This is a genomic window from Archangium primigenium, assembly GCF_016904885.1.
In the GTDB taxonomy this organism is placed as follows: Bacteria; Myxococcota; Myxococcia; order Myxococcales; family Myxococcaceae; genus Cystobacter; species Cystobacter primigenius.
Map to the genome: position 1 here is coordinate 7683366 of NZ_JADWYI010000001.1, position 13272 is coordinate 7696637.

Here is a 13272-nt window from a genome sequence, read left to right on the forward strand (position 1 = left end):
ACAAGTGGGGCGTCGCGAATCCGACGCAACCCTCTGTTCACCGCCCATCACTTCACGGGCAGCGGAGCCGACGCGCACACGCGCAGGCCCACGCTGAGGTCGCGGAAGTTGGGCTCGGGGGTCTCCCGGTTGGGGATGCGGGCGGTGCTGGAGGCGTAGTAGTAGCTGCCGCTGCGCGCCACCGGACGGCCCGACTCCAGGGCGGAGTCCACCCACTCGAAGACGTTGCCGGCCATGTCCTCCAGCCCGAAGGGGCTCCGGGACTCGGGGTGGCGGCCCACCTCGTCCGGACCGAAGTTGGCGCCCACCTTGCCGTAGGTCTCGTCGAAGTTGGCCTGGGTGGGCAGCAGCACGTCGCCTTGGGGGAACTCGCGCGCGTCGGCGCCCCGGGCGGCGCGCTCCCACTCCAGCTCCGAGCACAACCGGGCGCCGGGGACCTGGCCCGTGCTCGCCAGCCACGCCGTGTAGGCCTTGGCGTCCTCGAAGTTGATGGCGCCCACGGGCATGCGCCGCCAGTCCTGCGCCACCTCGCGGGGACGCTGGGTGTAGCGGATGGGCTGCCCCTCGTCGGCCTCGTAGGCGACCACGTTGGGCATGATGCGCAGGCGCCAGCGCCCCTGGGGCGAGCGCGTGAGCGCCACCTCCGCGTTCACCGACGTGGCCGAGGCCCCATGCGGCGAGCGCAGGGCCCGCTCCGCGGCGGGCAGGGCCTCCAGCCAGCGCAGGTACTCGCCATACGTCACCTCGGTGCGCGCGATGAGGAAGGGGCCGGTGTGCAGCGTGTGCAGGGGCGTGGTGTTGAAGAACTGGCGGACGTTCTCGTCCGCCGCCGTCCCGAAGAGGAAGGCGCCGGCCGGCACGTAGACGAAGCCCTCGGGGACACGCTCCACCTCGGGCAGGAAGAGGTCCAGGGTGAGCTCGGTGCCGGGCTCGGCCCGCAGGGGGTAGCGCACGGGGACACGGCCCGGCGCGCGCGCCTCCAGCATCCACGTGCCCCGCTCCAGCGGCGGTGCCTCCACGGGGGCCGGCCCCAGCTCGCGGACCGGGGACAGGACACGCTGGTCGTCCACGGTGTCGTAGCGGGCCAGGGACACGGTGGCCCCCTCGGGCTCGGTGTGCACCCGCAGGCGCATGGGCGTGGTCCAGCGCGCCAGCCAGGTTCCCCGGGTGTCATGCAGGCGCAGGCGCTGCAACAACTCGTCCCGGTCCTCGGTGCGGAAGGCCCGCTCGGCCAGCTCCGCGCGCTCGGCCAGCACCTGGGCGAAGGCCTCGCGCACCTCCGCGCGGGTGGGATCCAACATGAGCGCCCGCTCCAGGGTGTCCCCCACCTGCCCCAGGGCCAGATCCGCTTCGCGCTGCAGCCGCAGCGTCTGGCTCCAGCGCGGATTGGCCTCCGCGAACCGGCCGGCGTCGAAGAGCGCGAGCGTCTCCGTGCGCGAGCGCTCCAACGCCTCGCGCCGCTGCCGCGCCTGCTCCCCCTGGGCCCGGGCCTCCTCCAGGCGCGCCGTCACCTGGCGCTCCAGCGTGTGCCAGGCATTCACCCGCACGCCCGCGTACACCAGCGCCAGCGACGCGATGAACCCCACGCCGAGCGTCCGCGCGATCAACCGACCCCGGCGCAGGGCCAGACGCGAGGCCTCCAGGAAGCGCTGCTCCCGCTCGGAGAGCACCTCGTCCGGGTGGGCCTGGAGCTCCGCCAGTTGCCGGGCGCCCCACAGCGCCTCGCGCGCGCGGCCCAGACGCTCCCATTCGGCCGACGCCTGCTCGAGCCGGGCGAGGAACAGGCGCGCCTCCTGGGCCTCCGCCAGCCACTGGGCGAGCGTGGGCCAACCGGTGAGCAGCGCCTCGTGGGCGATGTCGAAGGAGGAGCCCTCCTCGGAGCGGCGGGCCACCACCAGCCGCGCGCGGATGAGCGCCTCCAGGGCCGCGGGCGCGGCGGGCTCCCGGCCCAGCAGCTCGGCCTCCGAGCGGCGCGCCCGCGTGTTGTCCACCGTGACGAGCCGCATGAGCAGCCGCCGGGCCGCCACGCGTTGGTCCGGCAGGAGCTGGGCGATGATGCCGTCCGCGTAGCGCGCGAGCGCGCCGTTGACGCCGCCGAGGGCCTCCAGGGACGCCGCGGACAACAAGCCCCGCGCCACGTCGCGCGCCTCCCACAGCTCCGCCAGGGTGAACTGCAGCAGCGGCAGTCCGCCCTCGGCGCTCAGCGTGGAGTCCACCAGCGCGGTGATGAGGGCCTCGGACTCGAAGCGCGCGCCCTTGAGGCGCACCGGACCGGTGATGACCTCGCGGATCTCCTCCCGGCCCAGGGGGCGCAGCAGGTAGAGGGCGCGCGAGAGCGCCTCGCCCAGTCCGGGCAGCACCCCGAGCCGGGTGAGGAAGTCACTGCGGACCGTGGCCAACAGGCGCATGCCCGGCAGTCCCGAGGCGAGCTGCGCGAGGAACTCCGCCATGAGCAGCGCTTCCCCCGGCTCGCTCAGGGTGACGAGCTCCTCGAGCTGGTCCACGTGCAGCAGCAGGCCCTGGCGGGTCTGCTCCCCACAACCCTGGGCGCGCAGGGCCCGCACCAGCGCGGTGGGCTCCTCGTGCGCGAGCTGCGCGAGCCGCGCCTCCGCGATGGGGAAGTGCGGGGCGAGCACCGAGGCCAGGGTGGCCAGCGGACGGCGGCCGGGCACCATCCGCGCCGAGCGCCAGGAGAAGCCATCCTCCAGCGCGCCCTCCACCACCCGGGGGATGACGCCCGCCAGACACAGCGAGGACTTGCCCACGCCGGAGTCGCCGGTGACGAGCACGAAGGGGTTGGCGCGCAGGCGCTCCACCACGGCGCGCACCTCCCGCTGGCGGCCGAAGAAGAGCGCCCGGTGCTGCTCCTGGAAGGCATGGAGTCCCCGGTAGGGATTGCCCTCGGGGATCTCCAGCAGGTGCTCGCTGGCGCGCACGTCCTCCAGCGCCTCCAGCAGCGCGTCCGCGGAGGCGAAGCGCTCGAGGGGATCCCGCCGCAGGCACCGGTCCACCACCGCCGCCAGCCGCGCGTCCACGTCCGGACGGACCTCGGCCAGGGGGCGCGCCTGCTGCTCCTGGACGACGCGCGCCAGCGAGCGCGGGGGCACGTGGCGGAAGGGACCCCGTCCGGCGGCCAGCTCGTAGAGCACCGCCCCCAGGGAGAAGAGATCCGCGCGCACCGTGGAGGGCTGCGCCGCCCAGGCCTCCGGGGACATGAAGTAGGGCGTGCCCACGAGGGTGCCAGGGGTGAGCGAGGGCAGCTCCAGGGCTCCGGGGGACGCGAGCTCCTCGGAGAGCCCCGCCCCGTCCGCGCTCCCCGTGCCCTCGGTGAGCGCCACCGGCACGTCGAGCAGCTTGGCCAGCCCGAAGTCCAGGAGCTTCACCGTGCCGGTGTCCTCGAGGATGGCGTTGCCGGGCTTGATGTCGCGGTGCAGGACGTTGCGCCGGTGGGCGGCGGCGAGCCCCCGCGCCAGGCCCACGCCAATCTCCAGCACACGTTGCCAGGGCTGGGGCCGGGCGAGCCGATCCAGGCTCGTGCCCCGGATGTACTCGGAGACGAGGTAGGGGTGCCCCTCGAACTGGCCCGCCCGGTAGAGCGTGGCGACGTTGGGGTGCTGGATGCGCGCGGCGGCGCGGGCCTCGGTGAGGAAGCGCGGCAGGGCGTCCGCGTCGAGCACCGGGATGAACTTCACCGCGACCGGGCGCTCGAGCAGCGTGTCCTGGGCGAGGTAGACGTGGCCCGTGCGCCCCTGTCCGATGGGACGCACCAGCCGGTACTCATCGACCTCGGACGGCGGCTGCCACGCGGCGGGGGAATGAACGGGAGGCTCGCTCACCGGGAGGGCGGCTTGCTTCCCGTCTTGCGCAGCAAGGCCTGGATCTGATCGGCGACCGTGTCGGGGAGCGCGGGCTTGGTGACGAAGGCATCACACCCCACCTCCCGGGCCTTCTCCGAGGAGGACGCGAAGACGTGGCCGGTGAGCGCCATCACGGGGATGTCGCGCGTCGACGCATCGGTCTTGAGCTGCTGGGTGGCGTCCCACCCGCTGAGCACGGGCAGCGACAGGTCCATGAGGATGACGTCCGGATGGGACTCGCGGGCCCGTTCGACGGCCTCCTGCCCATTGCTCGCGGTCTCCACCTCGTAGCCCAGGAACTCGAGGTACTCGGCGTACATCTCCCGCGCGTCCTCGTAGTCGTCCACCACGAGCACCTTGCGTCCCTCGGGAAGGGCGGACGCCACTGCGTCATCGGGCGGGGATGATTTCTGACCGGGGTCCATCGTACCTGTTGCGAAAGGGGAACGGTCTCATCCTGGCAGAAAGCCCGAGCCAGGGACAGCCACCGCGCGCGCTCAGGCGCCCCCCTGGCCCCGAGACTCCTGGTCTCCGGGAGGGCGGACGAGCAGTGAAGCCCCCGCCCCCTCGAATCCCCTCAACCCTCGACCGCGTTGGCCGCGATGACGTCGCGGTACCAGAGGGCGCTGTCCTTGGGGATGCGCTGCTGGGTTTTGTAGTCCACCCACACAATGCCAAAGCGCTGGGAGTAGCCGCGATCCCACTCGAAGTTGTCCAGGAAGGACCAGACGAAGTACCCGGCCAGGGGCGCGCCGGCCTCCATGGCCTTCCGGGCGGCGAGGAAGTGCTCGCGCAGGTAGGCGAGCCGCCGGTCGTCACGCACCCGCCCCTCCGCATCCGGCCCCACGGAGAAGCTCGCCCCGTTCTCCGTCACGTACAGCCTGGCCGGCGCGTAGACGAGGTGCAGGCGCGTGAGGATGCGCCGGAGGCTGTCGGCATGGACCTCCCACCCCATCTCGGTCCACTCGGACGGGGGCGCGAGGTGCACGGTGCGCGGCAGGTTCTCCGACTCGGGCACCCGGTCACTGCGGATGACGGCGCGGTTGTAGTAGTTGACGCCGAGGAAGTCGCACGGCGCCGCGATGGCCTCGAGGTCTCCCGGACGGACCAGGGTGGCGAGCCCCTCGGGGGGCAGGTGTCCGGCCCGGACGTAGTCGGCGACCATGTCCGCCGGGTAGTGCCGCCCGTACAGCGGATCCAGGAACCAGCGGTTGAAGTAGCCGTCGTAGTGCCGGAACGCGTCGTAATCGGCGGCGCTCGGGGAGGCGGCCTCGGCGGGCGAGAAGTTGAGCGTGATGCCCACCTGGGCCCCCGGGCTCGCGGCGCGGATGACCGGCACGGCCCACCCGTGGGACAGCAGCACGTGGTGGCTCGCCAGGAGCGCCGCGCGGAAGTCCTTGAGGCCGGGCGCGTGGATGCCCTTCTCGTGGCTGAGCAGGCTCGTGCACCAGGGCTCGTTGTGGGTGATCCAGTTCTTCACCCGGTCGCCCAGCGCGCGCGCCACCACGTCCGCGTATTCGGTGAAGGCCTCCGCGGTGGAGCGTTGGGTCCACCCGCCCTCGTCCTGCAGCACCTGCGGCAGGTCCCAATGGTAGAGCGTCACGAAGGGCTCGATGCCCGCCTCGAGCAGCGCGTCCACCAGGCGCTTGTAGAAGTCGAGCCCCGCGGGGTTCACCCGGCCCCGTCCGGTGGGCAGCACCCGCGGCCACGCCACGGAGAAGCGGTAGGCCTGCATGCCCAGCCGCTTCATCAACGCCACGTCGTCGCGGTAGCGGTGGTAGTGGTCACACGCCACGTCGCCGTTCGTCCCGTCCTCCACCTTGCCCGGCGTCTTGGAGAAGCGATCCCAGATGGACTCGCCGCGCCCGTCCTCCTGGGCGGCGCCCTCGATCTGGTAGGACGACGTGGCGGTGCCCCAGAGGAACCCCTTCGGGAAGTGCACGGTCGTCATGCTCAAGCCTCGGCTTTCGGGGCGGCGGCCGTGCCCCCCTCGCCATAGAGGTGGCAGCGCACCCAGCGCGAATCGTCCAGATGCGTCGCGCCCGGCATGCGCTCCCGGCAGGCCGGCATGACGCTCGGGCAGCGCGCGGCGAACGGACAGCCCGGCGGCGGATCCACCAGCACGGGCGCGCCGGGCCGGGCCTTCAGCTCGCTCATGATGGAGCCGCCCGGGTCCGGCACCGCGGAGAGCAGCAGCTGCGTGTAGGGGTGCGCGGGGCGCTGCATCAGCTCCTCGCTCGGCGCGCTCTCCACCAGTTGCCCCGCGTAGAGCACCATCGTCCGGTCCGCGAAGTAGCGCGCGCTGGCGAGGTCATGCGTGATGTACAGGTAGGAGATGCCCCGCTCCTCCTTGAGGCGCTGCATCAGGTTGAGCACGCCCACGCGGATGGACACGTCGAGCATGGAGATGGGCTCGTCGGCCAGGATGATGGAGGGCTCGGGCGCGAGCGCGCGGGCGATGGCCACGCGCTGGCGCTGACCGCCCGAGAGCTGGTGCGGGAACTTCTCCGCGACCTCCGCCGCCGGGTGCAGCTCCACCGTGGACAGCAGCGCGTGCACGCGCTCGCGCAGCTCCGCGTCCGTCTTGGCCTTGCCGTGCAGCAGCAGGGGCCGCTCCAGGTGGTAGCCGAGCGTGTGGACCGGGTTGAGCGAGCCGAACGGGTCCTGGAAGATCATCTGCACGTGGGAGCGGTAGTCGCGCGAGGCCTCGCGCGGCTCCTCCGTGAGGATGTCCCGGCCCCGGAAGAGGATCTTCCCGTCTGACAGGGGCATGAGCCGCGCGATCAGCCGCGCGATGGTGCTCTTGCCACTGCCCGACTCGCCCACCAGCGCGATGACCTGCCGCTCGCCGAGGGTGAAGGACACGTCGTTGAGGGCGCGCAGCTGCTTGGGCTTGAAGCCCTGGCCCACGTGGAAGAACTTGGTGAGGCCCCTGGCCTCGAGGAGCGGCGGGCGCTCCGAGTCGCGGATCGTCATCGGGTGTGCAGGTGACAGACGCTGAGGTGGTCGGGACCGAAGGTGCGCACATCCGGCGCATCGCTGCGGCAGTGGGCCATGGCTTCGGGGCAACGGGGGTGGAACCGGCAGCCCTGGGGCAGCGCGCGCAGGTCCGGCGGCGAGCCGGGAATGCCCATGAGCTTGCCGCGGGGACCCCGGAGCGAGGGCGCCGAGTTGAGCAACCCGCGCGTGTACGGGTGGCGGGGGGCGCGGACGAGCTCGCTCGCGGGCGCCACCTCCACGAGCCGCCCCGCGTAGAGGATGGCGATGCGCGTGGAGACCTCCATGAGCAGCGACAGGTCGTGCGTGATGAACAGGATGGAGAAGCCAATCTTGTTCTTCAGCTCGGTGATCTGCTGGAGGATCTCCTTCTGCACGACCACGTCGAGCGCCGTCGTCGGCTCGTCCATGATCATCATCGGCGGATCCAACGCGAGCGCGATGGCGATCACCACGCGCTGGCGCATGCCGCCGGACAACTGGTGCGGGTAGCTGGACAGGCGCGAGCTGTCGATGCCCACCAGCTTGAGCAACGACGCCGCCCGATCATACGCCTCGGCCTTCTTCACCGGGCGGTGGGCCAGGATGGCGTCGGCGATCTGATCGCCGATGGTGAGCACCGGGTTGAGCGCGTTCATGGCGCTCTGGAACACGTAGGACATGCGGCGCCAGCGGAAGTCCCGCAGGCGCGCGTTGTTCATCTCCAGCACGTCCTCGCCCTCGAAGAGGACCTGGCCGCCGGTGATGACCGCGGGCGGGCGCAACAGCCGCAAGAGCGCCTGGGCCGCGGTCGACTTGCCACTGCCCGACTCGCCGGCCAGGCCCAGCACCTCGCCCCGGCCGATGTCGAACGACACCCCATCCACGGCGCACACCGGCCCCGCGGGCGTCATGTACTCCACCCGGAGGTCGCGCACCGAGAGCAACGGCTGCACGGCGGTCTTATTGTCCGACACGTCTCACCACCGGGGTCGTGAGCCCCTCTTCGAGTTTGTTGCGCTTGAGCATGCGCGACCAGTTGGGATCCGAGCGCAGGCGCGGGTTGGAGATCTCGTCGATGCCGAAGTTGACGAGCACCAGCGCGAAGCCGATGAGCGCCACGCACAGGCCCGTGGGCACCACCGTCCACCACGCCCCCGTCAGGAGCGCCGCGTTGTTGCTCGCCCAGTAGAGGTTGGTGCCCCAGGTGACGACGCCCACGTCCCCGATGCCGAGGAACTCCAGGCCCACCTGGGCGCCGATCGCGTAGACCGTGGCGGAGATGAAGCCGCTCATGAGCAGCGACGTCATGTTCGGGAGGATCTCCCGGAAGATGATGCGCGCGCGGCCCTCGCCGCTCACGATCGCCGCGGACACGAAGTCCTTCTCGCGCAGGGCGAGCACCTGCGAGCGCAGCACCCGCGCGTTCCAGGCCCAGCCGGTGATGATGAGCACGAGCGCGATGGTGACCGGACCGGGCCGCAGGTAGGCGGCGATCACCACCGCCATGGGCATGCCGGGGATGATGAGGAACACGTTGGTGAGCAGCGACAGGACGCTGTCCACCCACCCGCCCAGGAAGCCCGCCACCATGCCGATGGCGGCGCCGATCACCATCACGGCCAGGCCCACCAGGAAGCCCACCGCCAGGGACGTGCGCGCCCCCGCCACCGTCTGCGCCAGCACGTCCTGCCCCTGCCCCGTCGTGCCGAGCAGGTACTCGGACGAGGGCGGCTGGTGCGGCGCGCTCACGAACGCCGCCGGATCCGCCGTGATGAACGGACCAAAAACCCCGAGCAGCACGAAGAACAGCACGATGACCACGCCCACGGCCGCCTTGCGGTTGCCCATGAGCTGCCAGATGAACCCCGAGCGGGGCCGACGGACCGCCTTCGCGGCGACGCTCGCCTGCCCCGATGGAACACTCACGCCTTGATTCGCGGCTTGCATGCCAGGTTTCCGCCTTTGCTTCCCGTTAGCGCGCGCGCGTCCTGGGATCGAGCCAGATGTAGAGGATGTCCACGAGCAGGTTGGCCGCCAGCACGGCCATGGTGATGGTCAGGAAGATGCCCTGCATGAGCGGGTAGTCCTGATTGCGCACCGCCTGGATGAGCAGATAGCCCTGACCGGGATAGGAGAACACGATCTCGGTCAACAGCGAACCAGACAGCACGAACCCGAGCGCCATGCCGAAGCCCGTCACGTTCGGAAGCAAGGCATTGCGCGCGGCGTAGTGGAACATGATGCGCGGCTGGGACAGGCCCTTGGCGTTGGCCAGGGTGATGTAGTCCTCGGACAGCACGCCCACCATGGTGCTGCGCATGCCCAGCATCCAGCCACCCAGCGTGGCGATCACGATCGACGTGGCGGGCAGCACCATGTGTTCGATCACGCTGCCGAGGAACTCCCCGCTCAACTCCGGCGCCAGCGTGTCGCTGTAGGCGTGACGCAGCGGGAAGGCCCCGAGCGTGAAGCCCAGCCCGTAGAGCAGCATCATCGCGAGCCAGAAGTAGGGAAAGGCCCCCAGGAAGCTCAGCAGCGGCGGCAGCGTGGAGTCCAGCCAGCCGCCGCGCCGCCACGTGGCGATCACCCCGAGCAGCGTGCCCACGAAGAAGCTGATGATCACCGCCACGCCCGAGAGCAGCAGCGTCCAGCCCAGCCCCGTGCCGATCACCTCCGTCACCGTCGCGGGGAAATACGCCACCGAGAGGCCCAGGTTGCCCTGGAGGATGTTCGAGCCATACGTCAGGTACTGCTTGAGCAAGGGCTCGTTGGTGAACCCAAACGCCTCACGCAGCGCATCGATGGCCTCGGGCTGCAACTGACCCGCGAAGCGCGCGAACATCGCCGAGGCGGGATCTCCAGGCATCATCCGGGGGATGAGGAAATTGAGCGTGAGCGAAGCCCATGCCGCGAGCGCGTACAGGCCCAGGTTCTTCAAGAGATGACGCACGAATGCTGACTCCCAAGGGCCAGGACGGGGGGACGTCCGGGTTTGGTCATGACGTGGAGAATAGCTGGAGGAATGCGGGGCCTGCGCACCAACCCCCCCGCGCTCGGGGCTGACATCCGAACAGGATACTTACCACGTTCGATCGCGCGCGAAACCCACCAATCTCCCGCCCCCTCCCACCCGCGGAGCTATCGCGGTGCGTCAAACACCTGGCCCCGCGAGATCCGCGCGACAAACACGGGCCGCTCTACGTAGCGTCCCGCTCCAGCGATGAAGGACGAGAGGGATTCACGCGCGCAGCCTCGGGTGTCCGACAGTCCTTCCCAGGAGCAGTCATGAAAAATACCAGTCTGGCCGTAATACTCATCTCCGCGGGACTGTGCGCCGCGACCTCCGCCCGCGCGCAAGCGGCCCACACGGGCGTGCCGGCCGCGCCCACGGATGCCACGCGGCCGCCGCCCTCCCCTCCCGCCGCCCAGGACGAGGAGAACGTCTTCCGCTTCTATGGCACCTTCAACCCGCGCCTGGTGGTGTCCTCGGGCGCGGTGGAGTCCTTCAGCCAGCCCAACGCGTCGGCCATCTCCGCCGCGGGCAACCCCGTCTTCTCCAACGCCCCGGATCAGGCCCGCTATACGCTCCAGGTGGCGCAGTCCCGCGTGGGCTTCTGGCTCAACGAGAAGGGGCTGGTGCGCGCGCAGCTCGAGCTGGACTTCATCGACTTCGCCAAGGCCTCGCCCACCGTCGCCAGCCTGCCGCGCGTGCGCATCGCCCGCGTGGATTATGCCTTGCATCCCAACCACCTCGTGTCCCTGGGTCAGGATTGGGATCTGCACGCGCCCATCAACCCGCATGGCATCAACATGGTGGGCTCGCTCTTCCTGGCGGGAAACACCGCCTTCATGCGCCAGCAGCTCAAATACATCTACAGCACGCCTGATCTGGAGTGGGCGGCGGCGGTGGGCTTTCCCTCGGCCAATGTCACCGCCAAGGACGCCGCCTTCGAGCTGGGCCTCATGCCCACGCTCGCGGCGCGCGGCACCTACAAATGGGGCAAGAGCCGGGTGGGCCTGTCCGCCCTCGCCACGCGTCTGCCCTTCAACCTGGGAACGCCCGACGAGCGCTTCCGCCCCGCCTGGTCCACCGCGCTCTTCTCCGAGCTCGCGCCCACCGTGGACACCAACATCCGCCTGGAGCTCAACCTCGGACAGAACGGCGCCAACCTGGGCATGTTGACCCTGGCCCAGGGCCGCGCCACCGAGGACGTGCGCGAGTTCGGCGGGTTCATCTCCGCGCGCCAGACGCTCTCGTCCCACCACGCCGTCTACGGCATGGCGGGCTATCAGCGGGTGCTCGAGCCCGCCAAGGTCGTGCCCAGTTATGGCTATGCCTCCCCGGGCACCCCCGAGGCCCCGCCCGCGTTCAGCACGGCCACCCTGTCCGGCACGGGGCCCGGCATCCTGCACAACGGCACGGCGCGTCTGGGTTATGAGTTCAGGCCCCACCGCAAGCTGGCCTTCGTGCTGGAAGGCTTCCTCTTCCAGACCCGCTTCCGGCTGCAGGAGGTGGACGTGGCCCGCGTCGAGGCGAAGCGCACCACGGTGGGCCTCGAGACAGGCGCGCTGCTGACGTTCTGACGTCCCCGGCCACCGGGAGGGCCCCCGGTCCGGGTCTTCCCTGCATGACGCGGTGACCGGTTCTTCCACGGTCCGTGAGGGGCACGCCCTCCGTCCAGGGCCTCGCCCGGTCGAGCCCTCCGGGTGGCCAGCGGTGGTAGAAGGACGCGCCATGTCCAAGCCCCTCCTCGCCGCTGTCCTCTGCCTGTTCGCCGTTGGTTGTGAGGGACCCGCCGGTCCCGCCGGAGCCGAGGGTCCCGCCGGTCCTCAAGGCCCCGCGGGAGCCACGGGCCCCACCGGTCCCACCGGTCCCACGGGCCCCGCGGGCTCGGCGGGCGCCACGCCCAAGACCAACTATGTCTGCGATGGCACGACGGGCTCGGCGCTCGGCGACATCACCCTGAGCCACTCCATCTACGAGATGAGCGACGGCAGTGTCTTCTCGACCTGCACGGTGGTCACGCCCGCCCAGGAAATCACCTCCTTCGTGGTGTACCGCTCCACGCAGACGGGCGCCACGAATGGCTCGTGCTACGTCGCGGCCGACACGGACGGCACCGCCAGCTACGGCGTCTGGAACATGAGGGCCACCCTGAGCACGCTCAAGGGCGTGGCCACGTACCGCAATCCCGGCAGCACCGATGACGGGCGGGCGGTCAACCTGACCTGCGTGAAGTACTAGGCGTCCGGGGTCCGGCCGTGCGCGGAGTGCTTTTCGCGGGCAAGTGAAGGAAGATCCCCCCGCGCACCCCGCGCCACCAAGGGACTGTTCATGAAGAAGTCGCTCGCGCTGCTCGCCCTCTCCCTCTCCGCCTGTTCCGGCACCGTCGACCCCCCGGAGCCCCCCGAGAACACGGAGCCCCTGGAGGCCATCGCCCTGGCAGCCGTCCCCACCGGGCAGGGCTTCCAGTTCATCACCCAGGAGACCGAGGTGCCCCAGGGGGTGGAGCGGCAGGACTGCTACTTCTTCAAGGTGGGCGACATCGCCGCGGCCAATGGCATGCCCGAGGGCGCCATCAACCTGCATCGGGTGCAGATCTCCCAGCGGGAGGGCTCGCACCACATGAACATCTACCGGGTGCGCACGCTGCTGGGGCTGACCCCGGCCAACGGGCTCTTCCAGCCCAACTCCAATGGCGTGGGCCCCTGCTTCAACAGCGCCAACTGGGCGGACTGGCCGCTGCTCGCCAACACGCAGCAGAAGGGCGTGCTGGATTGGACGTACCCGGAGGGCGTGGCCAACGTCATCCAGCCCGACGAGTGGCTCATGGTGCAGACGCACTACGTCAACGCCACCACCCAGAAGACGCCGCAGGCCTACGGCAAGGTCTGGGTGAACTTCTGGGTCATCCCCCAGGACCAGGTGAAGCACGAGCTGGGCACCATCTTCGCCACCAAGCAGAACGTCCGGGTCTGCACGAAGAACCCCAAGCCGACCTTCAACGCCACCTGTCAGATCAACAGCAAGCAGCCCGTGCGGGTCATCGGCGCCAATGGCCACTTCCACAGCCGGGGCAAGGAGTTCGGCATCTACGCCTGGGATGGCTACAGCCTGCAGCGGCCCGCGGAGAGCGAGCGCTTCTACACGTCGCTCACCTGGGACGACCCGCCCATGGAGCGCTCGCCCGAGCTCGACCTGACGCTGCCGCCCGGCGCGGGCATCTGGTACACCTGCTCCTACGAATGGACGCCGCCCCCCGTGGGCTGCCAGGCGCTCGATAACTTCGATCGGACGAAGTACGGCACGGCCGAGAAGAACCTCGACTGCTGCTACACCTTCGGACCGCAGGTGGATCAAAACGAGCACTGCAATGCATTCATCTACTACTACCCGAAGCAGGACGACGTGAACTGCTTCTGAGCCGCTACCGCC

10 protein-coding genes are annotated in these 13272 nt (G+C 70.4%); 3 read left to right on the forward strand and 7 right to left on the reverse strand.

The genetic code is table 11. From position 1 onward, the window contains the following. Positions 1-47 precede the first annotated feature (47 nt). From I3V78_RS31555 to I3V78_RS31585, 7 genes are all read right to left on the reverse strand, one after another. Positions 48-3767 carry an nSTAND1 domain-containing NTPase gene (locus tag I3V78_RS31555; protein WP_204493352.1) on the reverse strand — a complete coding sequence of 1240 codons (3720 nt, stop codon included), beginning with the start codon at positions 3765-3767 and terminating at the stop codon, positions 48-50. A gap of 65 nt (positions 3768-3832) precedes the next feature. After that, positions 3833-4282 (reverse strand): response regulator, encoded by a 450-nt coding sequence (locus I3V78_RS31560; protein WP_204493355.1) that lies wholly within the window; start codon positions 4280-4282, stop codon positions 3833-3835. 152 nt (positions 4283-4434) lie between these two features. Next, entirely contained in the window at positions 4435-5808 is a 1374-nt protein-coding gene (locus I3V78_RS31565; protein WP_204493357.1) for a GH1 family beta-glucosidase, read from the reverse strand. 2 nt (positions 5809-5810) lie between these two features. Next, positions 5811-6833 (reverse strand): ABC transporter ATP-binding protein, encoded by a 1023-nt coding sequence (locus I3V78_RS31570; RefSeq protein WP_204493359.1) that lies wholly within the window; start codon positions 6831-6833, stop codon positions 5811-5813. Continuing rightward, complete coding sequence (locus tag I3V78_RS31575; protein ID WP_338023803.1) at positions 6830-7810, reverse strand: ABC transporter ATP-binding protein; 981 nt, start codon at positions 7808-7810, stop codon at positions 6830-6832. The genes I3V78_RS31570 and I3V78_RS31575 overlap by 4 nt, the downstream gene beginning before the upstream one ends. Further along, a complete protein-coding gene (locus I3V78_RS31580) occupies positions 7797-8762 on the reverse strand; it encodes an ABC transporter permease (protein ID WP_338023804.1) in 966 nt (321 codons plus the stop codon). The genes I3V78_RS31575 and I3V78_RS31580 overlap by 14 nt, the downstream gene beginning before the upstream one ends. Before the next feature lie 46 nt (positions 8763-8808). After that, on the reverse strand, positions 8809-9786 hold the full coding sequence (locus tag I3V78_RS31585; RefSeq protein ID WP_204493364.1) for an ABC transporter permease subunit: 978 nt from the start codon (positions 9784-9786) through the stop codon (positions 8809-8811). Positions 9787-10121: 335 nt separating this feature from the next. On the opposite strand from I3V78_RS31585, the gene I3V78_RS31590 reads away from it, so the two are divergent. From I3V78_RS31590 to I3V78_RS31600, 3 genes are all read left to right on the forward strand, one after another. Further along, positions 10122-11420 carry a hypothetical protein gene (locus I3V78_RS31590; RefSeq protein ID WP_204493366.1) on the forward strand — a complete coding sequence of 433 codons (1299 nt, stop codon included), beginning with the start codon at positions 10122-10124 and terminating at the stop codon, positions 11418-11420. A 151-nt stretch (positions 11421-11571) separates the two neighbouring features. Further along, entirely contained in the window at positions 11572-12081 is a 510-nt protein-coding gene (locus I3V78_RS31595; protein ID WP_204493368.1) for a hypothetical protein, read from the forward strand. Positions 12082-12171: 90 nt separating this feature from the next. Then, the gene (locus I3V78_RS31600) at positions 12172-13260 is read left to right on the forward strand and encodes a hypothetical protein (protein WP_239576807.1); all 1089 of its coding nucleotides are present in this window, start codon (positions 12172-12174) and stop codon (positions 13258-13260) included. The last annotated feature ends 12 nt before the right edge of the window (positions 13261-13272 follow it).